Annotated in this window: 22 protein-coding genes; 13 read left to right on the top strand and 9 right to left on the bottom strand. The window is 65.0% G+C overall.

What is annotated here, in order from left to right:
- Positions 1 to 153 precede the first annotated feature (153 nt).
- Complete coding sequence (locus tag HZZ13_RS06650; RefSeq protein WP_197958824.1) at positions 154 to 3,951, top strand: YhdP family protein; 3,798 nt, start codon at positions 154 to 156, stop codon at positions 3,949 to 3,951.
- Between the two features lie 157 nt (positions 3,952 to 4,108).
- Here HZZ13_RS06650 and HZZ13_RS06645 read toward each other — a convergent pair whose 3' ends face one another.
- From HZZ13_RS06645 to tyrS, 4 genes are all read right to left on the bottom strand, one after another.
- Positions 4,109 to 5,803 carry a methyl-accepting chemotaxis protein gene (locus HZZ13_RS06645; protein WP_197958823.1) on the bottom strand — a complete coding sequence of 565 codons (1,695 nt, stop codon included), beginning with the start codon at positions 5,801 to 5,803 and terminating at the stop codon, positions 4,109 to 4,111.
- 350 nt (positions 5,804 to 6,153) lie between these two features.
- Positions 6,154 to 6,597, bottom strand: a complete 444-nt coding sequence (locus HZZ13_RS06640; protein ID WP_197958822.1) for a DoxX family protein — start codon at positions 6,595 to 6,597, stop codon at positions 6,154 to 6,156.
- Between the two features lie 210 nt (positions 6,598 to 6,807).
- A complete protein-coding gene (locus HZZ13_RS06635) occupies positions 6,808 to 8,067 on the bottom strand; it encodes an MFS transporter (protein ID WP_197958891.1) in 1,260 nt (419 codons plus the stop codon).
- Positions 8,068 to 8,123: 56 nt separating this feature from the next.
- Positions 8,124 to 9,377, bottom strand: a complete 1,254-nt coding sequence (gene tyrS / locus HZZ13_RS06630) for a tyrosine--tRNA ligase (RefSeq protein WP_197958821.1) — start codon at positions 9,375 to 9,377, stop codon at positions 8,124 to 8,126.
- Between the two features lie 166 nt (positions 9,378 to 9,543).
- Here tyrS and HZZ13_RS06625 point away from each other — a divergent pair, with 166 nt between their 5' ends.
- From HZZ13_RS06625 to HZZ13_RS06615, 3 genes are all read left to right on the top strand, one after another.
- A complete protein-coding gene (locus tag HZZ13_RS06625; RefSeq protein ID WP_197958820.1) occupies positions 9,544 to 10,647 on the top strand; it encodes an anhydro-N-acetylmuramic acid kinase in 1,104 nt (367 codons plus the stop codon).
- Between the two features lie 112 nt (positions 10,648 to 10,759).
- Positions 10,760 to 11,437 carry a glutathione S-transferase family protein gene (locus tag HZZ13_RS06620; protein WP_197958819.1) on the top strand — a complete coding sequence of 226 codons (678 nt, stop codon included), beginning with the start codon at positions 10,760 to 10,762 and terminating at the stop codon, positions 11,435 to 11,437.
- Positions 11,438 to 11,441: 4 nt separating this feature from the next.
- Positions 11,442 to 11,765: a DMT family transporter gene (locus HZZ13_RS06615; protein WP_197958818.1), complete on the top strand. Its 324-nt coding sequence runs from the start codon at positions 11,442 to 11,444 to the stop codon at positions 11,763 to 11,765.
- Positions 11,766 to 11,929: 164 nt separating this feature from the next.
- Here HZZ13_RS06615 and HZZ13_RS06610 read toward each other — a convergent pair whose 3' ends face one another.
- Together HZZ13_RS06610 and HZZ13_RS06605 are read right to left on the bottom strand one after the other, a co-directional pair.
- Complete coding sequence (locus tag HZZ13_RS06610; protein ID WP_025036034.1) at positions 11,930 to 12,577, bottom strand: alpha/beta hydrolase; 648 nt, start codon at positions 12,575 to 12,577, stop codon at positions 11,930 to 11,932.
- 330 nt (positions 12,578 to 12,907) lie between these two features.
- Complete coding sequence (locus HZZ13_RS06605) at positions 12,908 to 13,747, bottom strand: LytTR family DNA-binding domain-containing protein (protein ID WP_246504324.1); 840 nt, start codon at positions 13,745 to 13,747, stop codon at positions 12,908 to 12,910.
- Positions 13,748 to 13,923: 176 nt separating this feature from the next.
- Here HZZ13_RS06605 and HZZ13_RS06600 point away from each other — a divergent pair, with 176 nt between their 5' ends.
- From HZZ13_RS06600 to HZZ13_RS06560, 9 genes are all read left to right on the top strand, one after another.
- Entirely contained in the window at positions 13,924 to 15,114 is a 1,191-nt protein-coding gene (locus HZZ13_RS06600; RefSeq protein WP_197958816.1) for an acyltransferase family protein, read from the top strand.
- A 52-nt stretch (positions 15,115 to 15,166) separates the two neighbouring features.
- Positions 15,167 to 16,306 carry a cysteine desulfurase family protein gene (locus HZZ13_RS06595; RefSeq protein WP_197958815.1) on the top strand — a complete coding sequence of 380 codons (1,140 nt, stop codon included), beginning with the start codon at positions 15,167 to 15,169 and terminating at the stop codon, positions 16,304 to 16,306.
- Positions 16,307 to 16,419: 113 nt separating this feature from the next.
- Positions 16,420 to 17,916 (top strand): Fe-S cluster assembly protein SufB, encoded by a 1,497-nt coding sequence (sufB, locus tag HZZ13_RS06590; protein ID WP_197958814.1) that lies wholly within the window; start codon positions 16,420 to 16,422, stop codon positions 17,914 to 17,916.
- 61 nt (positions 17,917 to 17,977) lie between these two features.
- Positions 17,978 to 18,730, top strand: a complete 753-nt coding sequence (gene sufC / locus HZZ13_RS06585) for a Fe-S cluster assembly ATPase SufC (RefSeq protein ID WP_197958813.1) — start codon at positions 17,978 to 17,980, stop codon at positions 18,728 to 18,730.
- A 12-nt stretch (positions 18,731 to 18,742) separates the two neighbouring features.
- Positions 18,743 to 20,047, top strand: coding sequence for a Fe-S cluster assembly protein SufD (gene sufD, locus HZZ13_RS06580; protein ID WP_197958812.1), 1,305 nt, complete (start codon positions 18,743 to 18,745; stop codon positions 20,045 to 20,047).
- Entirely contained in the window at positions 20,044 to 21,291 is a 1,248-nt protein-coding gene (locus tag HZZ13_RS06575; RefSeq protein ID WP_197958811.1) for a cysteine desulfurase, read from the top strand. The genes sufD and HZZ13_RS06575 overlap by 4 nt, the downstream gene beginning before the upstream one ends.
- Positions 21,288 to 21,659 (top strand): SUF system Fe-S cluster assembly protein, encoded by a 372-nt coding sequence (locus tag HZZ13_RS06570; protein ID WP_018641712.1) that lies wholly within the window; start codon positions 21,288 to 21,290, stop codon positions 21,657 to 21,659. The genes HZZ13_RS06575 and HZZ13_RS06570 overlap by 4 nt, the downstream gene beginning before the upstream one ends.
- 49 nt (positions 21,660 to 21,708) lie before the next feature.
- Complete coding sequence (locus HZZ13_RS06565) at positions 21,709 to 22,107, top strand: HesB/IscA family protein (RefSeq protein ID WP_074123211.1); 399 nt, start codon at positions 21,709 to 21,711, stop codon at positions 22,105 to 22,107.
- A 198-nt stretch (positions 22,108 to 22,305) separates the two neighbouring features.
- Positions 22,306 to 22,752: a TfoX/Sxy family protein gene (locus HZZ13_RS06560; RefSeq protein ID WP_197958890.1), complete on the top strand. Its 447-nt coding sequence runs from the start codon at positions 22,306 to 22,308 to the stop codon at positions 22,750 to 22,752.
- A gap of 54 nt (positions 22,753 to 22,806) precedes the next feature.
- On the opposite strand, the gene fabA is transcribed toward HZZ13_RS06560, so the two are convergent.
- The 3 genes from fabA to HZZ13_RS06545 form a co-directional block, all read right to left on the bottom strand.
- Positions 22,807 to 23,337, bottom strand: a complete 531-nt coding sequence (gene fabA, locus HZZ13_RS06555; protein ID WP_197958810.1) for a bifunctional 3-hydroxydecanoyl-ACP dehydratase/trans-2-decenoyl-ACP isomerase — start codon at positions 23,335 to 23,337, stop codon at positions 22,807 to 22,809.
- A gap of 92 nt (positions 23,338 to 23,429) precedes the next feature.
- Positions 23,430 to 24,497, bottom strand: a complete 1,068-nt coding sequence (locus tag HZZ13_RS06550; RefSeq protein WP_197958809.1) for a GGDEF domain-containing protein — start codon at positions 24,495 to 24,497, stop codon at positions 23,430 to 23,432.
- 165 nt (positions 24,498 to 24,662) lie between these two features.
- Complete coding sequence (locus HZZ13_RS06545) at positions 24,663 to 26,171, bottom strand: DEAD/DEAH box helicase (RefSeq protein ID WP_197958808.1); 1,509 nt, start codon at positions 26,169 to 26,171, stop codon at positions 24,663 to 24,665.
- Positions 26,172 to 26,279: the final 108 nt, after the last annotated feature.

Raw genomic sequence — 26,279 nt, 5'->3', positions numbered from 1 at the left:
ATTGCAGCTCTTGTCCGGCGAGCCGGAATCGCGCCCTTGGGTGGGCAAGTCTGACCACGCCGGAGTATGGTTACAAGGAATTCCACGCACCACCCCACTGCTCGTTGAACGCGCTCCCGGGGCGAAATGACGAACAGCAGGAATATTCGAGGTATGGCGGCAGTGCCGGCGCAGGGAGTTGCACTTCCCGCGAACGGCTGCGGTCCCGGCGGCGCTCAATCCTCTGACGGGCGCCTGTATCGAGAGGCAATGGCAAGGAATACGTCGCCCCAGGACTACAACCGGGATCTTGATCGGCGCGGCGGCCAATTTGAGCCGCAGGAATGGGACGACGCCGACTGGGATCCGGATCAGGAAGCGGCGGCGCGCCATCGCGCGCGCCGGTTGCTGGCGCATTCCGGTTCGGGCTTCCTTCGCTTCGGTGGCGGATTCGGCGCGCTGCGCCGCTGGGCCGGTGGGGGTCGCTGGCTGAAGCGCATGGCCGTGGCCGTCGCCACCGTCATCGTCATTTTCGTCGGCTGTTTCGGTGCGCTGTGGTGGCGGCTCGGCGCCGGTCCGATCAATCTGGACATCGCGACGCCGTGGCTCGCAGCCGCGATCGAGGACAATATCGGCCACGGCAACACGGTTGAGGTCGGCGGCACTCAGATCGAGCGGGCTGGGCGGGTCCGTATCGCCGTTCGCATCCGAGACATCATCGTTCGCGACCGCGATCATGCCGTGGTCGCCAGCGCGCCGAAGGCCGAAGTGAAGCTGTCGGGCGCGGCCCTCCTGATGGGGCACCTGCGGGCCGAGAGCCTCAACCTCGTCGATGCCGAGCTCGCCATCCGCATTGCGCCTGACGGCACCGTCACCGTGTCCGCCGGCGACACCGCAAAGCCGCTGGCGACCGGTGTCGCGTCCAAGAAGGACGCGGGCCTGCCGCCGACATTCCCGCGCAGCGGTGTCCCCCCGCCGCCATTCGCGACCGCGCCTGCGAGCCCGGACGCATCGCAGGCCGCACCGCAGGCGACTGCGCAGAGCGGCATCCTGCAAGGCCTCGACTGGCTCGACAGCCTGAGCATGACCGGCCTCGACGGTCAGAACCTCAACGAGATCGGTCTGAAGAACGGCGTCCTGATCGTCGACGATCAGCAGCGCGGCAGCAAATGGTCGTTCGAGAACATCACGCTCAGCCTGCGCCGTCCGAGCCGCGGCGGCGTCGCGCTCAGCCTCGGCGAGGAGGGCGCGCGCCCGTGGATGCTGCGCGCCACGATCGGCCCGGCCGAGAACGGCGTGCGCTCGGTCGACATCAAGGCAGACAAGGTCTCGACCTCCAACATCCTGCTGGCGCTGCGGGTGAAGGACCTCACCTACACCGCCGACCTGCCGCTGACGGGCGAGCTCAAGGGCGAGCTCGGCCGCGACGGCGTGCCGACCTTCTTCCGCGGCAAGATCACTATGGGCACCGGCAACATCATTGACACCGACACGCCCGATTACCCCATGGCCATCGACTCGGCCGAGATCAATGTCGAGTGGGATGCGAACCGGCGGGTGCTGGTCGCGCCGTTCAAGATCCTCTCCGGCGCCAACCGCCTGACGCTTCTGGCGCATCTCGAGCCGCCCAACGGCAAGATCAACGACTGGCAGCTCGGCTTCAGCGGCGGGTCGATCCTGCTCGGCGGCATCGACAACGAGCCGCCGCTCGTCTTCAACCGCATTGCGATCGGCTTCCGCTTCGACACCGACCACAAGCGCATCCTGCTGACGCAGGCCGACGTCTCCAACGGCGAGATCGGCGTTGCCGGCACCGGTGCCCTCGACTATTCCGGCGAGCCGCGGCTCACCCTCGGCTTTGCGGGCACGCCGATGTCGGCCTCCGCCTTGAAGCGAATGTGGCCGACGCTGATCGTCCCCGAATTGCGTGAATGGGTGATCGAACGGATCGAGCGCGGCACGCTCCAGCGCATCGAGATCGGCGTCAACTCGCCGACCAGGAACCTGCCGCGCAAGGGCCCGCCCATTCCGGACGACGGCCTGTCGGTCAATATCGTGGCGAGCGGCGTTGCGGTGCGGCCCGTGGACGGCATGCCAGTGGTGCGCGATGCCGACCTGAAGGCGCGCGTGACCGGACGGACCGCGACCGTCAACATCGGGCAGGGGATTGCCGATACGCCTGCCGGCCGCAAGGTCACGATCTCCGACTTCGTGTTCGAGGTGCCCGACATGGCGCCCAAGCCGTCACCGTCGCGGAGCAGATTCCGTGTCGAGGGCCCGGTGCCTGCGGCCGCTGAAATGCTCGCCAATGATCGGCTGAGCGACCTGTCGGCGACCGTCGTCGATCCCAACACCAGCAAGGGAACGTTCGCGGCGAACATCCAGCTCGGCATGCCGGTCAAGGGCGAGCTGACCAAGGCCGACACGACCTACGCCGTCACCGCCGATCTCAACGGTTTTGCCGCCGACAAGCTGGTGATGAACCAGAAACTGGAAGCCAACAACCTCAAGATCGTCGCCAACAACCAGGGTTATCAGGTCAAGGGCGAGGTCAAGATCAACGGCCAGGCGGCCTCGCTCGATTATCGCAAGCCGGCCGAGGGCGACGCGGACGTCAGGTTGCAGGCGACGCTGGACGATGCCAGCCGCTCGCGGCTCGGCTTCGATCTCAGCCCCGCCGTCAGCGGATCGTTGCCGATCAAGCTGTCGGGCAAGATCGCGAGCAGCGCGGATCAGGCGACGAAGCTCGGCGTCGAGGCCGACCTGACCTCGCTCAAGCTCGACAACATCCTGCCCGGCTGGGTCAAGCTGCCGGGCAAGTCCGGCAAGGCCAGCTTCAAGGTGGTGCCGACGGCGCAATCGACGCGTTTCGAGGACATCGTCATCGAAGGTGGCGGCGCCTCGATCAAGGGCTCGCTCGAGCTCGACGCGAACGGCGATCTCGTGAATGCGAACTTCCCGACCTATTCGCCGTCCGACGGCGACAAGGCCTCGCTCAGAGTGGAGCGCAGCCAGGACGGCGTGGTGCGCGGCACGATGCGCGGCGACGTGTTCGACGGCCGCGGCTTCCTGAAGTCGGCGATCTCAGGCAATTCCAAGGACGACAAGAACAAGTTGAAGAACGTCGATTTCGACATCGACGTGAAGCTCGGTGCCGTCGCCGGCTTCAACGGCGAGGCCATGCGTAGCCTCGATGCCAAGATGTCGAAGCGCAATGGTGCCATCAAGGCGTTCACGTTGAGCGGCAAGGTCGGCCGCGACACGCCTGTCGCTGCCGATCTGCGTGGCGGCCGCGCGCAAGGCAACCGCGAGGTGATTTATCTCCAGACCAACGATGCCGGCGCGCTGCTGCGCTTCACCGACACCTACACCAAGGCGGTCGGCGGCCAGATGGTGGTTGCGATGGAGCCGCCGACCTCCGAGCCGAACACGGCGCGTGAAGGCCTCATCAACGTGCGCGACTTCACGGTGAAGGGCGAGGCGCAGCTGGAGCGCGTGGCTGCCGGCGCGCCCAACGGGACCGGAAACGGCGTCTCCTTCAGCGCGCTGCGCGCCGAGTTCACCCGGCAGAACGGCGCGCTCACGATCCGCGATGGCGTGGTCAAGGGGCCGATGATCGGCGCCACTATCGAGGGCTCGATCGACTATCCCGGCAACCAGGTCTGCATGAGCGGCACCTTCGTGCCGATGTACGGGGTCAACAACATCTTCGGCCAGATCCCGCTGTTCGGCATCTTCCTCGGCGGCGGCAACAACGAGGGGCTGATCGGCGTGACCTACGAGGTCGTCGGCACGCCGGCCGCGCCCGTGATGCGCGTCAATCCGATCTCGGCGATGGCGCCGGGCCTGTTCCGCAAGATATTCGAGTTCAACACCGGCAAGCAGAACTCGCCGTTCGAGGAATTCCCGTCGCAGTCGCACGACGGCTCGACCCGCCAGCTGTCGAACGGTTGCACCCTCGCGCGGCGGTAACCACCCACATTCCCAGGTGCTCGTCATGCCCGGGCTTGTCCCGGGCATCCACGTTCTTCGTGCGGCGCGGTTAAAAACGTGGATGGCCGGGACAAGCCCGGCCATGACGAATGTGGCGACGCTTTCGCGCCAAACGTTTTGAGACTGGAGTGGCGCGTTAGGCCGCGCGCACGCCCTTCAGGAACGTTCCGACCTCGCCGGAGAGCTGGTCGGCCTGCTTGGAGAGGTTCGAGGCTGCTGCGAGCACCATGCCGGCGGCATTGCCGGTCTCGTTCGCGGCGGTCGAGACGCCGCCGATATTGGTGGTGACCTCCTTGGTCGCCTCCGCGGTCTGGGATACGCTGCGGGCGATCTCGGCGGTGGCGGCGCCTTGCTCTTCGATGGCCGCGCCGATCGAGGTCGCGATGCGGCTGACCTCCTCGATGGTGGCGGTGATGCCGCCGATGGCATCGACCGCTTCCCTGGTCGCGCCCTGGATCTGGGCGATCTTGTCGCCGATCTCGCGGGTGGCTTCCGCGGTCTGGCTCGCCAGCGACTTCACCTCGGAGGCGACGACGGCAAAGCCGCGGCCGGCTTCGCCGGCGCGGGCGGCCTCGATGGTGGCGTTGAGGGCGAGCAGGTTGGTCTGCGCCGCGATGATGGAGATCAATTCGGCGACGTGCTCGATCTGCTGGGCGCCGTCGGACAGCGCACGCACGATGGTGTCGGTGCGGCGGGCGCTGTCCACCGCGCGGCCGGTGACCTCGGCGGATTGCGCAACCTGCCGGCTGATCTCGGTGATGGAAGAGGAGAGCTCCTCGGCGGCAGCGGCGACGGTCTGGACGCGCTGGCTGGCTTCGGTGGCGGCCGAGCCGACCAAGGCGGCGCGGCGATTGGTACCTTCGGCGGTCGACGACATCGACTTGGCAGTGGTCTCCAATTCACCGGAGCCAGAGGCCATCAGGCCGACGAGCTGGCCGACGGAGGCATCGAAGCGGTCGGCAAGGGCGATCAGGGCCTCGCGCTTCTCCTGCTCGCTGCGCGCCTTGGCCGCGACCTGCTCGGCCTCCAGCGTGCGGGCCGTCAGCGCAGTCTGCCTGAGGACTTCGAGCGTCTCGGCCATGCGGCCGATCTCGTCGCCGCGGTCGGTCTCCTCGACCGGCTTGTCGATGGCGCCTTCGGAAATCGCCTGCATGCGGTTCTTCTGACGGTCGAGCGCGCCGAGCACGTCGCGGGCGATCAGCCAGGACAGCGCCGCCATCAGCAGCATCAGGCCGATGCCGATGGCGCCAAGCTCCAGCGTCAAGGCGCGCACGTCGGCGTCGATGTCGTCGACATAGAGGCCGTAGCTGATGATCACGTTCCAGGGCGCGAACTTGCGCGCGAACACGGTCTTGCGGAGCGGCTCGGTCTGGCCGGGACGGGGATAGAGATAGGAGGTGACGCCGCCCTGCGCAGTCTCGCTGCCGGCCTTGATGATGGCGTCGGCGATCAGCACGCCGTTGGAATCCTTGGCGCCGGTGATCTTGCCTTCGAGCTGCTGATTGGCGCCGTTCACGACCAGTGAGCCATCCGGATTGTAAACCACCGGATAGCCTTGGTTGCCGTTGAAGTTCATGCGGCGGCCGCGCTGGTGGAACAGGCTCTTGGCCTCGGCCGGCGTCAGCTTGCCGGCGGTCACCTCGTCCTGGAGCGCTTGGGCGTAGTTGTAGAGGAGCTCGACGGCGGTCCGCATCTGCTGGACGCGGTCCTCCATCATGCGGCTCTTGCTGAGCACGGCCGATACGCCGATGATGGCTGTGACCGTGAGAGCCGCAAGGCAGACCATGCTGGCAAGCTTGGTACGGATCTTCAGATGACTCAGCAGCTTCATCACAGCCCCTACGGAATGGTTGTTGTTGCTCGCACCGGTAGCATGAAGTTCTTACCAATCATGAATGGAGGCATGCAACGGCCCGCCGCGCGGACAGCGTTCGCAGGCGCGTGCGCAATGGTGCAGGCAAATCGCCCTGCCGACGGGCTCAAGGCCAGAGGATCGATCTTGGGTTTTGGCAGCTAGAGAGTCCGGACGGACCTGCAATGACTCGATTCGTTCATCGCATCATCATGTCTCTGCTGCTCGTCGCGGCCCTCGTTCTGATCTGGAACGTGCTGGGGGCGCGCTGAGACGGCACCGGCGGGTCTGCCGGTACCGTCCTGCTTGCGAGGTGATCTGCGGGCGCCTCAACGCCGCGCGAACGCGCCGCCGGCTGCGCCGCTCTCCTTGCCCATCGCGGCATCGACGCTGATCGGACCGCCGCCGGCGGCCGACAGGTAGAGGCAGGCGAAGCAGAACAGGATCGCTGCGGTGCCGCCATTGAGCAGCGGCAGGAAAACTGGCGTCTCGCCCCTGAACATGTGGCCCATGAAGTAGGCGAAGGCCATTTCACCCGAAAGGATGAAAGCGGCGAGGCGCGAGAACAGGCCGATCATCAACAGCCCGCCAAGCACCAGCTCGAGCGTCCCGGCCGCGCCGTAGAGTGACATCAGTTCGACTTTCGCGAACATTGGCACAGGCGGGAACTTGAACAGCTTGGCGATGCCGTACTGGAACAGCAAGAGCCCGGTGATGAAGCGAAACAGGCTCAGAAGAACCGGTTGAAAGCGAGCGAGAAAAGGAAAGTCCATCGTGTTTGTGCCCTCCATCCAATGCGCGACTAGGAGCGTATTCAGCTCCGCCTCGCAAGCCACCCCGGATCAATTCCGCGCTGACATTTTCGTCATGTCGGACAAAACACCGCAGGTTGAGGGTTCCGTCTCGCACGAGCCGTATTTTTTCGTCGTCTGCGTCAGTAGTTTCCCGGTGACACGAACTTGCGCTGGTTACCTCGAAGAGACCTATTCCCGCAAAGCAGGGACGACCAGGAACGGAATCATTCCGAGGATCACGCTCGCAAGTGCGAAAACGAGCAGGAGATTGTAGCCGTGCGTGGCATCGTGGATCAGGCCGCCGCTCCATGAGCCGAAGGCCGAGCCGAGGCCGCTGCCGATCGAGATGGTGCCGAAGATCGTGCCGACGCGCTTGCCGCGAAAGATCTTCATCGCGGTGGCGCTGATCAGCGGTCCGCGCGAGCCCATCATGCTGCCGAAGCAGACGACGAAGCCGGTGAGCAGGACGACATTCGGATAGTACTGCAGCAGCCACAACAGAATGATGCCGAGGATCGAGATCGCGTAGCTGAGCAGCACCGACGGCCGGCGTCCGATCAGGCCGTCCAGCGCGGAGACGCCGAGCATGCCGAACACCAGCACGACGCCGGAGAAGCCCCAGGCGGTGGCTGCCTGGAGCGGCGGAAAGCCGGCGTCGATCAGATAGGCCACGATCTGCGCCGCGATCGAATACATGCCGACTGCAGTGAAGAAGAAGGTCGAGAACAGCGCCCAGAAGGCATGGTGCCGCATCGCGCTCGCAAGCGTCCAGCCGCTGTCGACGAAGTCAGGATCGCTCTTCTTGGCGACGAGCGGCGAGCCGGCCGCGAACATGCGCCAGGGCAGCAGCAGCAGCGGCACCAGCAGCCCGAGCGCGGCGAGGCCGTACACCTGGTAGGTCTCGCGCCAGCCGAGATGATCGATCAGAAGCTGCGAAGCCGGCAGCAGCGCCAGCACTCCGCCGCCCATCGCCGAATAGACCACCGCCATCGCGGTCGGCAGGCGTGGTCCGAACCAGCGGCCGAGCAGGATCGAGTTGGGCACATTGCCGATGAAGGCAACGCCGATGCCGACGCAGATGCCGATCGAAAGCTGGAATTGCCAGAGCGCTTGCGCATGGCTCGCGATCAGAAAGGCCGAACCGAGCAGGAGCAAGCCAAGCGCATAGACGAGGCGTGGGCCGGAATGATCGAACAGGCGCCCGACCAAGGGTGCGGTCAGCCCGCTGATGAGCCAGGTGAGGGAGTAGATCGAGACGGCCTGGGCGCGATCCCAGCCCAGGCTTTCGGAGATCGGCTTGAGGAAGACCGTGAAGCTCTCGCTCAAGCCCCGGCCAAGAACAGCCAGCGTGAAGCACAGGCCGAGCACGACGAGGGCGGTGCGCACAGCGCCTTGCTGCACACTGCGCGCGTGTTCCCCCGACGCTTCCCTGGGCGTGTTCTGGTCCATTCCCGTCAGGGAGCGCGCTTCGTGGCGCCCTGACAAGCAGTGAAAAGCTCATACGCCTATGCAGGCCTGATGAGCACGTGCTTCTTCTTGCCGAAGGACAGCTTGATCACGCCTTCCGGCGTCAGATGGCCCGCCGACAACGCCATCTTCTCGTCGGTGACTGATACGTCATTGACGCGCAGGCCGCCGCCTTTGATCTGGCGCCTCGCTTCGCCGTTGGAGCCGACGAGGCCGGCCTTGACGAAGGCGTTGAGCACGCCGAAGCCGGCGTCGAGCTCGCCGCGCGGAATTTCTATCGTCGGCAGGCTCTCGGCGAGCGCGCCTTCCTCGAAGGTGCGGCGCGCGGTTTCGGCGGCTTCGTTCGCGGCGTCGCGACCGTGCAGCAGCGCGGTCGCTTCGGTCGCGAGCACCTTCTTGGCCTCGTTGATCTCCGAGCCGCCGAGCGCCTCGAGCTTCCTGATCTCGGCCATCGGCAGCGTCGTGAACAGCTTCAGGAACTTGCCGACGTCGGCGTCCTCGGTGTTGCGCCAATACTGCCAGAAGTCGTAAGGGCTGAACTGGTCGGCGTTGAGCCACACCGCGCCTTGCGCGGTCTTGCCCATCTTGGCGCCCGAGGCGGTCGTCAGCAGCGGCGTCGTCAGCGCGAACAGCTGGTGCGTGCCCATGCGGCGGCCGAGATCGACGCCCATGATGATGTTGCCCCACTGGTCCGAGCCGCCCATCTGGAGGCGGCAGCCGGTGCGCTTGGCCAGCTCGACGAAATCGTAGGCCTGGCAGACCATGTAGTTGAACTCGATGAAGCTCATCTCCTGCTCGCGCTCGAGGCGCAGGCGTACGGAGTCCATGGTCAGCATGCGGTTAACCGAGAAGTGCCGGCCAACGTCGCGCAGCATCTCGATCCAGTTCAGTCTGGTCAGCCATTCCGCATTGTCGAGCATGACGGCGTCGCTCTTGCCCTCGCCGTAGCGCAGCACCTTGGCGAACACGCCGCGGATCGATTCCTTGTTGGCCTCGATCTCGGCGATGGTGCGCATCGCGCGCGTCTCATCCTTGCCGGAGGGATCGCCCACCATGGTGGTGCCGCCGCCCATCAGGGTGATCGGCTTGTTGCCGGACTGCTGCAGCCAGTGCAGCATCATCATGGTCAGGTAATTGCCGATGTGCAGCGAACGGGCGGTGCAATCGTAGCCGACATAGGCCGTGGCCTCGCCCTTGGCGGCGAGCGCGTCAAGCCCCTCGAAATCGGAGCATTGGTGGATGAATCCACGTTCCTGCAGGGTGTTGAGGAAATCCGATTTAAATGCAGTCATCTGTCGGCGTGCCTGACAATTCTTGGTTTACCGTTTCGGGCGCAATTTAAGGGTCTTCGGTGGGAACCCGTTTGGCCGCCCGCCACTTGGCGCGTTGGCATTATAAGATGTGTCCCTCTGGCACAAGATCGGCATGCCAGGGCGGGTCTCTTGAGGACGCTGGTCCATGATGTTGACGGCACTCGGTTTGATGAGCGGCACCTCGCTGGACGGGGTGGATGTCGCGCTGATCGAAACCGACGGAAAGCAGGTAAAGGCGTTCGGGCCGTCCGGCTACCGGCCCTACGGCCCGGCCGAGCGCAACCTGCTGCGCCAGGCCTTGAGCGAGGCCGTGCATCTGCAGCAACGCGACGCCCGTCCGGGCATTCTGGGCGATGCCGAGCGTGCGGTGACGCAGGCCCATGCCGAGGCGGTCGCAGCCTTCCTCGCCCAGAACCGGATGAGGGCGGAGGACGTCGACATCGTCGGCTTCCACGGCCAGACCGTGCTGCACCGGCCCGAACGACGGCTGACGGTGCAGATCGGCGATGGGCCGGCGCTGGCAAGGACCATCCATATTCCTGTCATGTACGACTTCCGCGCCGCCGACGTCGAGGCCGGCGGGCAGGGCGCGCCGCTCGTGCCGGTCTACCACCGTGCGCTCGCCCAGGCGCTGGAGCGCGAAGGGCCGATCGTCGTGGTCAATATCGGTGGTGTCTCCAACATCACCTATATCGACGGCAATGATACGTTGATCGCCTGCGACACCGGCCCCGGCAACGCGTTGCTGGATGATTTCATGTACCGCACCATGAACCAGGCGTTCGATGCCGAAGGCAAATTCGCCGCCCTCGGCAAGGTGGATGAAGCCTGGATCGCGCGGGCGCTGGAGCTGCCGTTCTTCGCAAGCCCGCCGCCGAAATCGCTCGACCGCAACGATTTTGCGGCCCTGCGGCTCGGCGACGTGCTGCCTGCCGACGGCGCGGCGACGCTGACCGCCTTCACCGCAGCCGCGATCGCCCGCATCATTCCGCTGTTGCCCCGGCGGCCGCGGAGCTGGATCGTCTGCGGTGGCGGCGCGCGCAACCTCACCATGCTGCGCATGCTGCGGGAGCGGGTGGGCTCGGCAACCGTCGAGGCGGCCGAGACGCTCGGCTGGGCCTCCGACGCCATCGAGGCACAGGCCTTCGGCTTTCTCGCCGTCCGCGGCATGAAAGGCCTGCCATTGTCCTATCCGGCAACCACGGGCGCGCCGATGCCGATGACCGGCGGGGTGATCGCCAGGCCCTGAAGATTACTGCCTGACGATCACGCTCGGTTGATGCAAATGCATCGATCTTGACGTGTGAATGCAAGTGCATCTATATTGGATGCAATTGCATCTAACCACCGGGATCGTTGCCATGACTGCTTCACTGAAACTGATCAGCCACAAGCTTTGCCCTTACGTGCAGCGCGCGGTGATCGCGCTGAAGGAGAAGGGCGTGCCTTTCGAGCGGATCGATATCGATCTCGCCAACAAGCCGGACTGGTTCTTGAAGCTCTCGCCGCTCGGCAAGGTGCCGGTGCTGGTGGTGACGACCGAGAGGGGCGAGGTCGCGCTGTTCGAGAGCAACGTGATCTGCGAATACATCGAGGAGACGCAAGCAGGCAACAAGCTGCATCCGGCGGATCCGTTGCAGCGGGCCGAGCACCGTGCGTGGATGGAGTTCGGCTCGGCGATCCTCGGCGACCTCTGGGGCTTGGAAACGACCACCGATCCCGCGACGTTCGAGAGCAAGCGGCAGGCGCTGGTCGCAAAGTTCGCGCGCGTCGAGGCCGCGCTCGGCACGGGGCCGTTCTTTGCCGGTGAGCAGTTCAGCCTGGTCGATGCGGTGTTCGCGCCGATCTTCCGCTATTTCGATCTGTTCGACGAGTTGACCGCGCACGGGATTTTCAGCGACGTGCCGAAGGTTCGCGCCTGGCGCGCCGAGCTCGCAAAGCGCCCGAGCGTGCGCAGCGCGGTCGGCGCGGATTACCCGCAACTCTTGCGCGCCTTCCTCGTTCGCCACGACGCGCATCTGCTCAAGCTCGCGGCGTGAGCGCATGTCGCAATCCGTGGCCTGGCTGTTGCTGGTGCTCGCCGGCGCGCTCGATGTCGGCTGGGCGATCTCGATGAAGTACGCGGAAGGCTACACGCGGGCAGGCTGGAGCGTTGCTTCGCTTGTGCTGCTTGCGGCCTTCGTCTTTCTGCTCGGACGCGCCTTGAAGGTGCTCGAGGTCGGCGTCGCCTATTCGGTGTGGACCGGCATTGGCGCAGCCGGCACTTTCCTGATGGGCGTGGTGCTGTTCGGCGAGAGTTTGAGCGCGATGAAGCTTGCCGGCATCGCGCTCGTCTTGATGGGCATCGTTGCGCTCAAGCTGGCTTGAGCCGCAGCCTTCACCGCACGTTGGCGAGGCGCATGTCGAGATACGCTGTGATGGTTTCCATCAGCCCGTAGCCCGGATGGAGCGAAGCGCAATCCGGGGTCTCGCCACAAGCAACAGGGTCCCGGATTTCGCTTCGCTCCATCCGGGCTACAGGGTCTTAGCGCTTAGCGCACGTTGGCGAGGCGCATGTCGAGATAGGCCGTGATGGTTTCCATCAGCGGCTCGAGCTTGGAGTCGAAGAAGTGGTTGGCGCCGGGGATGATCTGCTGATCGATCACGATGCCCTTCTGCGTCTTCAGCTTCTCGACCAGCGTGTTGACGTCCTTGGGCGGCACCACCGCATCCTTCTCGCCATGCACGATCAGACCTGAGGACGGGCAGGGCGCGAGGAACGAGAAGTCATAGAGGTTGGCCGGCGGCGCGATCGAGATGAAGCCCTCGACCTCGGGGCGGCGCATCAAGAGCTGCATGCCGATCCAGGCGCCGAAGGAGAAGCCGGCGACCCAGCAGGCGCGCGCTTCGGGATTGATGGTCTGCGCCCAGTCGAGCGCGGCGGCCGCATCGGACAATTCGCCGGTGCCGTGGTCGAACGAGCCCTGGCTGCGGCCGACGCCGCGGAAATTGAAGCGCAGCACCGAGAAGCCGCGATGGGCGAAGGCGTAGTAGCACTGGTACACGATCTGATGGTTCATCGTGCCGTGGAACTGCGGATGCGGATGCAGGATCATCGCGATCGGCGCGTTCTTCTGCTTGGCCGGGTGATAGCGGCCCTCGAGGCGGCCGGCAGGGCCGGTGAAAATGACTTCAGGCATGGATGATCTCTGATCTAAGTCCCGTGGAGGTGATCCCTGCGCAATCGTCCGATTGTGGCCCTCGCAGCGTTGCCGCCGACGAGAGCACGGATGAAAGGTGGCGAGGCGCCCCCGGATGATGCGCGAGTGGCGCGCAGGTGAACTGACGCGCGCTTCTAACACAAGGCCAGGGTCAAAAAGCAAGCTTCTTCGACATCTCTCAATCAGCTCAAGAGCTTAGCCGGTCATTGCAATGTCATCTCCGGCTTGCCTCCAAGCACCCCAACCTGCCTAATCAAGAGCCGGCCGTCCTGCGCAGGGCTGTGTTCAACCCATTGAAATCGCGATTGTTTAGGAAGCGCCGGTGGCGCTTCCCGCCGGAGCCGTTCGGCTTCCGAGCGAGGCGACCGCCGGCCGGTAGCGCCGGCTGCCGCCCAGCGTCTGGCCGTTGTCGAAGGCGAGCTCGAAATCTCCGGAAGGCTTGAGGTCCACGCCGCGCACCCGGTTGAGATTGGCAAGCTTGGTCCGATGAACACGAACGATGGAAAAGCGCGCCAGCTCGCTTTCTGCCGCCGCCAGCGTGCCCCGAATGAGGTGCTGGGTGCCATCGGCGAGGCTGTATTCGATGTAATTGCCGGCGGAGGCGACCCAGAGGATATCGCGCGGCGCCACGCGGATGCGGCTCGTGCCGTCGCGCAGCCAGATCAGATCGGGTGACGACGGCTGTGGCGGGGACGGCGGCGCCGACGAAGCGACTGCCGCGCTCTTCAGCTCGCGCCGGCTTTCGAGCAGCCAGATCGTGGCGGCGATCAGGATGAAGGCCATGGCGTCTTTGCGGAATTCGTACAGGACCGTCGCGAGCGAGAAACGGAAATCGTAGGCGCCCCCGGCGAGCCAGAGCGCGAGCTTCCGCACCCAGACCATGCCGGTGACGTGAAGGGTGGAGAAGCCGAGCAGGGCGATCGCCCCGATGGCAGCCTGTGCGGCGAGGCCTCGTGTCCGGCGCATGCGGCGGACCGCCAAGACCAGGATCGGCAGCAACAGCAGGATGACGGCGATGCTCGACATCTCCCAGAACAGCCGCCGGCCGATGTCGTAGCTGTCGCCGCGCCAAGCCGCGTCCTGTGCGCCTGAAAACGCATTGACGATTCCGATCGCGAGCGTGACGGCCGCGATCGCCGCGAACATCATCTGGTCGCCGCCGCTGGTCCCAAAAAACCCGCGCCTCGTCCCAGGTGTCGGCGGCTCATCCCCTCGCGTCCGATTCTGATCCCAAACCGGCTCGACGCGCGCTCCAGACGGAGCATTTTCGGTGTCAGCCATGGCCCCAAAACCGCGTTCGTCGTCCCGTCAAGGAGCAGAAAACCATGACAACACCACAGCAATTCCAAAGCTCGGAAAGGCGCATCGACCTGGACTGGGTGCGGATTTTAGCCTTCGGGCTCCTGATCTTCTACCACGTCGGCATGCTTTACGTGTCCTGGGGATTCCACATCAAGAGCGCGCACCGGCTGACCTGGCTGGAACCGGTGATGCTGTTCGTCAACCCATGGCGGCTGTCGCTGCTGTTCCTGGTGTCCGGGGTTGCGACCCGCTTCATGCTCGGCAAGTCCAGCCTCGCCTCGCTCGCCAGCGCGCGGTCGGCACGGCTCCTGATCCCGCTCGTCTTCGGCATGCTCGTGATCGTGCCGCCGCAGTCCTACTTCCAGATCGTCGAAAGCCTCGGCTATCCCGCAGGCTTCCTCGATTTCTACACCAGGCACTACTTCGCCTTCGGCGCGCAGTTCTGTCCGAATCCGTGCATCGTGTTGCCGACCTGGAACCATCTCTGGTTCGTGGTCTATCTGTGGGTCTACACGATGGCCCTGATCGGCGTTCTCGCGCTGTGGCCGGCCGGCGCCGACTGGCTTGGCCGAAAGCTGGCGGGCATGCTCGCCGGGCGTTGGCTGCTGCTCGCGCCCTGCCTGCTGTTCGCGGCCTGGCGCCTGGTGCTGTTTCCCGCCTTCCCGTCGACGCACGCGCTGTTCGGCGACTGGTACAACCACGCGGACCACGCGACGGCTTTCCTGATCGGTTTCCTGCTGGCCAAGCAGGAGGGGATCTGGCGCGAACTCGAACACCAGCGCCGGACGGCCCTGCTGGCGGCCGCCGCCTGCTTCGCTGCCTTCATCCTGGTGCGCGCCGGTCTGTTTGCGCCGTCGCCCATGTTGGGGTGGTTCGCCGCCTTGGCCTATGGTTGCTATCAGTGGCTTGCCATCGCCGCCGTGCTGGGCTTTGCGCGGCGCACCTTCACAGCCGACAGCCCGGCGCGGCGCTATCTGACCGACGCGATCTTCCCGTACTACATCGTGCATCAGACCGCGATCATCGTGATCGCGCATCAATTGCACGACAGCGGTCTGTCGGCTGGGATCGAAGCGTCCATTGTCATCCTCGGGACCGCACTCACATGTGTGGCGAGCTACGAAATCGTCCGGCGTGTTGCCTGGCTGCGGCCGCTGTTCGGATTAAAGGCGGCGCCGCGAACCCTGCGAAGGGTGGAGCAGCAGCCGGCCTGACGCGCCCCCGCCCTCCGGTTGGCCGGACGACAAAAGGTGCTAAGAGGGCCAGATGCCGAACCGTGTCTATCTCGACTGGAATGCGACCACGCCGCTGCGCCCCGAGGCGCGGGCGGCGATGGTTGCGGCCTTCGACCTGATCGGCAATCCATCCTCGGTCCATGCCGAGGGGCGGGAGGCGCGGCGGCTGGTCGAAGAGGCTCGCGCGACGCTTGCCGCCGCGGTCGGGGCGCAGCCGCGCAATGTGGTCTTCACCTCCGCTGGGACCGAGGCCAATGCGCTGGCGCTCTCGCCGGGTCTGCGTGGCCCATCCGGCGGACCTGTCGAGCGGCTGCTGGTGTCGGCGGTCGAGCACACCTCGGTGCTATCAGGCGGCCGGTTCCCGGCCGACAAGATCGGCCTGATCCAGGTCACGCGCTCCGGCGTCGTGGACCTCGATCATTTGAAGGTGCTGCTGAAGGGCGGCCCGCCGGCCCTGGTCTCGATCATGGCCGCCAACAACGAGACCGGCGCCCTTCAGCCCGTCACCGAGGCTGCAGGCATCGTCCACGAGGCAGGCGGCCTGCTGCATGTCGACGCGATCCAGGCACTTGGCAAAATGCCGTTCGATATCAATTCGGTAGGCGCAGACCTTGCCACCTTTTCTGCGCACAAGATCGGCGGCCCCAAGGGGATGGGCGCATTGGTGATGAGCGAGGGGATTGGCGGCCTGGAACCGGTGCTGCGAGGCGGCGGCCAGGAGCTCAACCGCCGGGCCGGAACCGAGAACATTGCCGGGATCGCCGGCTTCGGGGCAGCGGTGAAGGCTGCGCTTCAGGCTCTGCCGGAGGATGTGAAGCGCATGGCAAGCCTCAGAGATTGTTTGGAAAATGGCCTTCGCGACATTCCTGGCACGACAGTCTTTGCGAAAGACGTGGCGCGGTTGCCAAATACCGTGCTTTTCACGGCGCCGGGCCTGAGGGCAGAAACCGCCGTGATCGGCTTCGATCTGGAGGGCGTTGCGGTCTCCTCCGGCTCCGCCTGTTCCTCCGGCAAGGTTCAGCCGTCCCACGTCCTTTCAGCGATGGGCTATGATCCCGCGATGGCCCAGGGAGCGGTGCGTCTCAGTCTGGGCTGGTCCACCGAACCTGAGGACATCAATCGGACGTTAGAGGCTTGGCGAAAGCTTGGTAATACCCTACTTAAGGGTTGAGCGACGAAACACGGCTTGAATGGTTCTAAGCCCGTGCTTTCCGCAGCGGAATATCGTAATACTCGTCCGAGTTTGATCCACCGCGGTCCTTGAAACCGCGAGCGGAGGATGGAATGCCAGCCGTACAAGAGACGGTCGAGCGCGTGAAGCGCATCGACGTCGACCAGTATCGTTATGGGTTTGAGACCCTGATCGACTCCGAGAAGGCTCCCAAGGGGCTGTCGGAAGAGATCGTAAAATTCATCTCCCAGAAGAAGAACGAGCCCGCCTGGATGCTCCAGTGGCGGCTGGAGGCCTATCGCCGCTGGCTGACCATGCAGGAGCCGACCTGGGCGCGCGTCAATTATCCCAAGATCGACTTCCAGGACATCCACTATTACGCGGCACCGAAGCCGAAGAAGACGGTCACCTCGCTCGACGAGATCGATCCGGAGATCCTGAAGACCTACGAGAAGCTCGGCATTCCCCTGCGGGAAGTCGCCATGCTCGAAGGCATCGAGCCCAAGGTGAGCGAGGACGATCCGGCCAAGCGCAAGATCGCGGTCGACGCGGTGTTCGATTCGGTTTCGGTCGCGACCACGTTCAAGGCCGAGCTGAAGAAGGCCGGCGTGATCTTCATGCCGATCTCGGAGGCGATCCGCGAGCATCCTGAGCTGGTGCAGAAATATCTGGGATCGGTGGTGCCGACCTCGGACAATTTCTACGCGACGCTGAACTCGGCGGTGTTCTCCGACGGCTCGTTCGTCTACGTGCCGCCCGGCGTGCGCTGCCCGATGGAGCTGTCGACCTATTTCCGCATCAACGAGCGCAACACCGGCCAGTTCGAGCGCACGCTGATCATCGCTGACAAGGGCGCCTACGTCTCCTATCTCGAAGGCTGCACCGCGCCGCAGCGCGACGAGAACCAGCTGCATGCCGCCGTGGTCGAGCTCGTCGCACTGGACGATGCCGAGATCAAGTACTCGACGGTGCAGAACTGGTACCCCGGCAATTCGGAAGGCAAGGGCGGCATCTACAATTTCGTCACCAAGCGCGGCGACTGCCGCGGCGCCAATTCCAAGATCTCCTGGACCCAGGTCGAGACGGGATCGGCCATCACCTGGAAATATCCGAGCTGCATTCTCCGCGGCGATAATTCGCGCGGCGAGTTCTACTCGATCGCGATCTCGAACGGCTTCCAGCAGGTCGATTCGGGCACCAAGATGATCCATCTCGGCAAGAACACGTCGAGCCGCATCATCTCCAAGGGCATCGCCGCCGGCAAGTCGCAGAACACCTATCGGGGCCTCGTGACGGCGCATCGCAAGGCGACTGGCGCACGCAACTTCACCGCCTGCGACTCGCTGCTCATCGGCGACAAGTGCGGCGCGCACACCGTGCCGTACATCGAAGCGAAGAACTCGTCGGCAACGTTCGAGCACGAGGCGACCACCTCGAAGATTTCCGAGGACGTGCTGTTCTACTGCGTCCAGCGCGGGCTCAGCCAGGAAGAGGCGGTCGGCCTCGTCGTCAACGGCTTCGTCAAGGACGTGCTGCAGCAGCTGCCGATGGAATTCGCGGTGGAAGCGCAGAAGCTGATCTCGATCTCGCTCGAAGGGTCGGTCGGCTGATCGCCGACCCTCGCGGTGCGCTCAGGCGCTCCAACATCAATTGAATAGACTGGATACCAAGATGGCTTTGCTTGAAGTGAAAGATCTCAAGGTTCGTGTCGAGGAGCGTGAGATCCTCCACGGGCTGACGCTGACCGTGAACGAGGGCGAGGTGCACGCGATCATGGGGCCGAACGGCTCCGGCAAGTCGACGCTGTCCCACGTCATTGCCGGCAAGCCCGGCTATGAAGTCACCGACGGCCAGATCCTGTTTAGGGGCGAGGACCTCCTGGAGATGGAGCCGGAAGAGCGCGCCGCCAAGGGCGTGTTCCTGGCGTTCCAATATCCGGTCGAGATCCCCGGCGTCGCCACCATGAACTTCCTGCGCACCGCGCTGAATGCCCAGCGCAAGGCGCGCGGCGAGGATGAATATTCGACGCCTGATTTCCTCAAGAAGGTCCGCGAGGTCTCGAAGTCGCTGAACATCCCGCAGGACATGCTCAAGCGCGGCGTCAATGTCGGCTTCTCCGGCGGCGAGAAGAAGCGCAACGAGGTGCTGCAGATGGCGCTGTTCGAGCCGAGCCTGTGCATCCTCGACGAGATGGATTCCGGCCTCGACATCGACGCGCTGCGCATCGCCGCCGACGGCGTCAACGCCCTGCGTTCGCCGGGGCGCGCGATGATCGTGATTACCCACTATCAGCGGCTCTTGAACTACATCGTGCCCGATTTCGTGCACGTGATGTCGAAGGGCCGCGTCGTGAAGAGCGGCGACAAGGAGCTGGCACTGGAGCTGGAAGCGTCCGGCTACGCCCAGTTCGAGGACGCCGCGTAAGGATTGTTTGCAATGAACGTTGCTGTGGCAAAGACCGGAAAGGGCCGCGCGGTGAGCGATCTTTTCGCCAGCGCTGAAGGCCGCCTGCCGGGTTCGCCTGACGTGATCGCGGTGCGCCGCGAGGCGTTCGAGAGCTATGAGCGCCTCGGGCTGCCGCACCGCCGGATCGAGGAATGGAAATACACCGACCTGCGTGCGCTGGTCGGCGAGGTGCTGCCGCTGGCAGCCACCCCCGATGCCGCCGCGCTGAAGCGCGCCGCGGACGCGGTGAAGGCGCATGCGGTCGACGGCGCTTGCAAGCTGGTGCTGGTCGATGGCGTGTTCGCCGCTGAACTTTCCGACGTGAAGGCGCTTGCCGCCGAGGCAGGTTTCAAGACTCTGCCTGAGGTGCTGGATAAGGACGCCGGCCTCCTCAAGACCGCGTCCACCGATGCGGTGATCGCGCTGAACGCGGCGCTGGCGACCGATGGCGTCGTGCTGTCGATTGCTGACGGTGCGCAGCTGTCCGCGCCGATCCAGATCATCCACATCGCGACTGCTGCTTCGGCGTCGGCGTTCACCCGCTCGCAGGTTTCGGTCGGGAAGGGCGCTCGCGTCACTATCGTCGAGACTTTTGTTGCGGCGGAAGCCGGGGCCTACCAGGTCAACGATGCCGTCATCGTCTCGGTCGGCGACAACGCCGACGTCGCGCACATCCGCCTGATGGACGACGCACCTGACGCAGTGAACGTCACCTCGCAGTTCGTCACCGTCGGCGCCAATGTGAAGTTCAACTTCTTCAACATGACCACCGGCGCCGCGGTGAGCCGCTTGCAGGGTTTCATCACGCTGGCGGGCGAGGGCAGTGAGCTCTCGGCCAACGGTGTGAACCTGTTGAAGAAGACCGAACATGGCGACACCACGCTGGTGGTCGACCATGCCGTGCCGAACTGCGTCAGCCGCGAGACCTTCCGCGCCGTGATTGACGACCGCGCCCATTCGGTGTTCCAGGGCCGCATCATCGTACGTCCCGATGCGCAGAAGACCGACGGCAAGATGATGACCCGTGCGCTGCTGCTGTCGGACGAAGCCGAGGCCGACAACAAGCCCGAGCTCGAGATTTTTGCCGACGACGTCTCCTGCGGCCACGGTGCCACCGCCGGCGCGCTCGACGACAGCCTGCTGTTCTACCTGAAGGCCCGCGGCCTGCCGGAGAAGCAGGCCCAGGCGCTGCTGATCCAGGCCTTCGTCGGCGAGGCGATCGAGCAGATCGCCGATGATACTTTGCGCGAGCACGTGATCGGCATCGCCGAGCGCTGGCTGGAGCGGCGGTCATGAGCACGCATCCGGCGGTCAAGAACGGCGCCTATGACGTTGCGCGCGTGCGCCAGGATTTTCCGGCGCTCGCCCTGCAGGTCTATGGCAAGAAGCTGGTCTATCTCGACAATGCTGCCTCGGCGCAGAAGCCGAGCGCCGTGCTCGATCGCATGACGCAGGCCTATACGTCCGAATACGCCAACGTGCATCGCGGTCTGCACTATCTCGCCAATGCCGCGACCGAAGCCTATGAGGGCGGCCGCACCAAGGTGGCGCAGTTCATCAACGCGCCGCGCACCGAAGAAGTGATCTTCACCCGCAACGCGACCGAGGCGATCAACCTGGTCGCCTCGTCCTGGGGCGGGCCGAACATCAACGAAGGCGACGAGATCGTCATCTCGATCATGGAGCACCACTCCAACATCGTGCCCTGGCATTTCCTGAGGGAACGCCAGGGCGCCGTGATCAAGTGGGCGCCGGTCGACGACGAGGGCAATTTCCTCATCGACGAGTTCGAGAAGCTGCTGACGTCGAAGACCAAGCTGGTCGCGATCACGCAGATGTCGAATGCGCTCGGCACCATCGTCCCGATCAAGGACGTCGTGAAGATCGCGCATGCGCGCGGCATTCCGGTGCTGGTCGACGGCAGCCAGGGCGCGGTGCATCTGCCCGTCGACGTCCAGGACCTCGGCTGCGACTTCTACGTCTTCACCGGCCACAAGGTCTATGGTCCGACCGGCATCGGCGTGCTCTGGGCCAAGTACGACCACCTCGTCGCGATGCGCCCGTTCAACGGCGGCGGCGAGATGATCCGCGAGGTCTCGCGCGATGTCGTCACCTATGGCGATCCCCCGCACAAGTTCGAGGCGGGCACGCCGGCGATCGTCGAGGCGGTCGGTCTTGGCGCCGCCATCGACTACGTCAATTCGATTGGCAAGGAGCGCATCGCTGCCCACGAGGCCGACCTCACCGCCTACGCCCAGGAGCGCCTGCGCGAGATCAACTCGCTGCGGCTGATCGGCACGGCGCGGGGCAAGGGTCCGGTGATCTCCTTCGAGCTCAAGGGCGCGCACGCGCACGATGTCGCCACCGTGATCGACCGCCAGGGCATCGCGGTGCGCGCCGGCACCCATTGCGTGATGCCGCTTTTAGAGCGGTTCAACGTCACGGCCACCTGCCGGGCATCGTTCGGCATGTATAATACGCGGGAAGAAGTCGATCATCTGGCACAGGCGCTTTTGAAGGCGCGGGATTTGTTTGCATGAGTGACACGGCCGAAATCAAAGCCAATCCGATGGAGACTCATTCGGCGCTGCCGCCGGAGGAGACCGAGCGGTTGACCCGCGAGATCATCGCCGGGCTCAAGACCGTGTTCGACCCGGAAATCCCCGCCGACATCTACGAGCTCGGCCTGATCTACAAGGTCGAGATCAAGGACGACCGTTCCGTGGACGTGCAGATGACGCTGACGACGCCGAACTGTCCGGCCGCCGGCGAGCTGCCGACTATGGTCGAGAACGCGGTGGCGAGCGTGCCCGGCGTCGGCGTGGTCGACGTCAAGGTCGTCTGGGAGCCGCCGTGGTCGCCCGAGCGCATGAGCGACGAGGCCCGCCTCGTGCTGAACATGTGGTGACGCCCTCGGCCTGCATTGAATTCGCTCCGCAACGGACCACATAGACAACATGACCCAGGCAACACCAGCATCCACTCCGAAGCCGCGGCGGCCGCGCCCGCAGGTGATGCGGCTGACGGATGCCGCTGCCCAGCGCATCACCGAGCTGACCCAACGTGCGGACTCGGAGATCGTGGGTCTGCGCGTCGGCGTGAAGAACGGCGGCTGCGCAGGCCAGTCCTACACGGTCGAATACGCCCACGAGATCCGCCCGACCGACGAGGTCGTCGAGGACAAGGGCGTCAAGATCCTGGTCGATCCCAAGGCCGTGCTGTTCCTGCTCGGCACCGAGATGGACTACAAGGCCGACAAGATGCAGGCCCAGTTCGTCTTCAACAATCCCAACCAGATCTCCGCCTGCGGTTGCGGCGAATCGGTCGAGCTGCGGCCGGCCAAGATCGACGGGTAATTTCAGCCTACGCTCTGCTCTCTTGTCCCGGACGCGCTGCAGCGCCATAGCGCGTCGAAGACGCGCGTAAACGCGCTTATGGCGCTGCTGCGCAGAGCCGGGAGCCAAGCTATAGTCATCGGTGCAGAAGCCTGGGCCCCGGCTCAGCAGCGCAGCGTTGTACGCTGCGCTGCGTCCGGGGCACGAGAGAGCGTGACCATGGACCGCGAATTCCTGATCGACCTGTTCGCCGATTTCGGCCCGGTCACCATACGGAAAATGTTCTCCGGCTACGGCATCTCCGCCGACGGCGTCAATTTCGCGCTGTCACTGCGTGCCGGCCTGTTCTTCCGCGCCGACGAGACGACCATTCCCGACTTCGAAGCCGAAGGCTCAAAGCCGTTCCAGTATTCGACCCGCGCCAAGACCGTGGTGGTCAACTCCTACTGGGAGCTGCCGGCACGCCTGTTCGATGATTCCGCAGAGCTTGCCCAATGGGCGAGGGCGGCCCTCGCCGCCGCCCAGCGCGCCAAGGTGAAGAAGCGACCGAAGGCGAAGAAGGCAGCGGCGAAGAAGGGCGCACCGAAGAAGGCAGCGCCGAAGAAGGGTGCCAAGAAGGCGGTGCGTAGGGTAGGCAAAGCGAAGCGTGCCCACGGCTCAAGATAATCGTGCCGAGATCGTGGGCACGGCGCTTTGCGCCTTTGCCCACCCTACGAGACCTCAGTCTGTGGCCTTGGTCAGGCCGACCCTCATGTCCTTCGCCGTGAACACGCAGATGCCATCCGCAAGCACACGCCCATCAGCGATCCCGAGCACCAGCTTGCCGCGCCGGACCATGCGCATGGCGACCTCGTAGCGCACGCGTTGTGTGTTCGGTGTGATCTCGCCGGTGCACTCAACTTCGCCTACGCCGATAGCGCGGCCCTTGCCGGGCGAACCCGACCAGCCGAGCCAATAGCCGACCATCTGCCACATGGCGTCCAGTGCCAGCGTCGGAGGCATAATGGCGTCGCCGCGGTAATGGCAATCGAAGAACCAGTGCGTCGGCACGATATCGAGCTCGCCGACGACATGGCCCTTGCCGAACTCGCCGCCGTCCAGGCTGATCTCCGTGATCCGGTCCATCATCAGCATCGGCGGCGCAGGCAATTGCGCATTGCCCGGACCGAAATAGCCGCCTTCGCTCGATCTCAGCAGCTCGCCCCTGGTGTAGGACGGTTGCGGCGTATGGAAATCATGAGGATTGGGCAAGGCGTAAGTCCTCGAAGCCGCGGTCAGGCGCCACGGCGGCGAGGAAGATGTCGGTTGGCAAGTTGGAATGTCAAGAACGGACGACGGCCGCGTCACGCCACCCGGCTGTGGCTCTCGACCGCGAATTCCGGATCGGCTTCGCAGATCACGCGGTTGCGGCCGTTGCGCTTGGCGGCGTAGAGGCAGGCATCGGCACGCTCGATCAGCGCGTCGGTGTCGTCGCCTTCCCTGAGCATGGAAACGCCGACGGAGATGGTGACGCGGCCGAGGATCTCGCCGGTGGATTTCTTCTTCAATTCCTTCGCCATCACGGCGCGGCGGATATGATCGGCCACCGTCAGCGCCTGGCGCATCGCGGTGTTGGGCAGCACGACCGCGAATTCCTCGCCGCCGTAGCGCGCGGTGATGTCCTGGCCCTTGATGGTCTGCTTCAGCGAAAGGCCGACGAGCCGCAGCACCTGGTCGCCGGTGAGATGGCCGTAGGAATCGTTGAACGACTTGAAGTGATCGATGTCGAACAGCAGCAGCGACAGCGGCTCGCCCGAGGCGAGCGCGCTCTGCACCGCCATGCCGATCATGCGGTCGAAATATTTGCGATTTCCCAGGCCCGTGAGCGGATCGGTCAGGCTTTCGGCGCGGATCGCCTCCAGGCTCTGCTGGAGATTGCTGATCTCGTTCTTCGACAGCGTCAGCCGGTCTTCCAGCGCCTTGTTGGTCTCGCGCATCTCGCTGGTGGAGCGCAGCAGCGCCTCGACGATCGCCTTGATCTGGTCGCGGCTTTCCGCCGACGACAGTTTCTCGGCCGCATCCGACAGGCTGCTATCGTAGGCCCCGGTCATGCCGAGCGCCTCGCCCAGTACCTTCACCACGTCGTCGATCTCGCCGACGACGCGCGCGCCGACCTTGTCGATGCGGTCGGTGGTCTTGATGTGGGAGAGATAGGTCTCGTAGATCTGCTCGAGATCGGCCTCGGTCAGCTTGCCGCTGCGCGCCAGCGTCTCATTGATGATCTTGTTGAGTGGTGCGTTGTAGCCGGTGGCGTAGACGTACCAGATCTCGTAATTGCGGGGAATGGCCGTCTGTCTGAGCGATCGGATCTGGCCGAGCGCCACCTCGGCGAACGCCAGCGTGCGTTCGTGTTCGTCGAGCACCTTGATCACTGAACATCCCCACAGCGGCCGACGCGCCATCGACCGCAGCAATCCCTAAATTATGTTCGTAGGCTAACGGACGATCGTGAACGCCCCGTAAATATACGTTCACGGAGACATCCAAAAAATTGCAAAGTGAGGTTCTTCAATCGAAATCTGCAGCGCCAACGCGCTTCAGGCGCCGGCGGGGGAACGCACGGGACGCAGCAGAAACGCCGGCAGATGCGAGTGATCGCCCGGCTCGCTGTCGACCTCGCGCTGGCGGCGCGGCTCGGGACGGCCGATCGAGGGCACATGCGACGAATTCGCTTGCGGGCGCGCACCATGGCGCGGCTCGGATGATTGCCTGGCTTCGCGCGGAGGCCGTGCCTCGCGTGCGGGCCTCGCCTCGCCAGCCGGGCGTGCTTCGCCACGCGCTTCGCGCGGCTCGTGGCTGCGTTCGCGGTCATGTCCGCGCCGCTCGCCGCGCTGCGGCTTGCCGCGTCCGCCGCGTGAACGCTCGCGGCCGCGCTGCTCGCGCGGACGGTCGCCTTGATCGCCCACTTCGGCGGGGGCGTCGTAATCGCCTTCGGCGCGCGGAATGCTCTGGCCGATCAGCTTCTCGATCGCCGCCATCGACTTCTGGTCGAGCGGCGTCACGATCGAGATCGCGGTGCCGGTTCGGCCGGCGCGGCCGGTACGGCCGATGCGGTGGACGTAGTCGTCGGCGTGGTGGGGAACATCGAAATTGAAGACGTGGCTGACCTCGGGGATGTCGAGGCCGCGGGCGGCGACGTCGGAGGCGACGAGGAGGGGCAGCTCACCCTTGCGGAACTGGTCGAGCGCAGCCATACGGGCCGGCTGGTCCATGTCGCCGTGCAGGGCGCCGACGCTGAAGCCGTGCTTCTGCAGCGATTTGTGAACGATCGCGACCTCGCGCTTGCGATTGCAGAAGATGATCGCGTTCTTGAGGTCCTTGGCCTCGCGCAGCAAACGGCGGAGCAATTCGCGCTTCTCGTGCGCCTCGCGGCCGGCGGGCACCTGGGCTTGCGTAACGGTGACGGCGGTCGTGGCGGGCCTGGAGACCTCGACCTTCTGCGGATTGTGCAGGAAGGCCTCGGTGATGCGCCGGATTTCCGGCGGCATGGTCGCGGTGAAGAACAGGGTCTGCCGCGTGAAGGGGACGAGCTTGCAGATGCGCTCGATGTCGGGGATGAAGCCCATGTCCAGCATGCGGTCGGCTTCGTCGATGACGAGCAGCTCGACGCCGGTGAGCAGGAGGCCGCCGCGCTCGGTGTGGTCGAGCAGGCGGCCGGGGGTCGCGATCAGCACGTCGACGCCGCGCATCAGCTTGGCATCCTGGTCGCCGAACGAGACACCGCCGATCAGGAGGGCGACGTTGAGCTTCTGGCCGGCGCCGTAGCGGTCGAAGTTTTCCTTCACCTGGGCCGCCAGCTCGCGGGTCGGCTCGAGGATTAGCGTGCGCGGCATGCGCGCCCGGGCGCGGCCCTTTTCGAGGATGGTGAGCATCGGCAGCACGAAGGCCGCGGTCTTGCCGGTGCCGGTCTGGGCGATGCCGAGCACGTCCTTGCGTGCGAGGACGTGGGGGATCGCCTGTTCCTGGATGGGGGTGGGGGTGGTGTAACCGGTGGCCGCCACTGCGGCGAGGACTTTTTCGGACAGTCCGAGATTTGAAAAGGACATTGAGCCTCTGGTCGAAACCGCCGTTCGGAATCGAGGGTAGTAAGGCTATCGCGTTCCACCCCGAAACGGCGCGCTCTCAAAGAAGCTGGGGGTGCTGACTCACGCGAA

It is taken from the genome of Bradyrhizobium agreste (assembly GCF_016031625.1).
Lineage (GTDB): Bacteria > Pseudomonadota > Alphaproteobacteria > Rhizobiales > Xanthobacteraceae > Bradyrhizobium > Bradyrhizobium agreste.
Note: the sequence above shows the minus strand (reverse complement) of the source record. Positions and strands in the feature narration are given on the sequence as shown.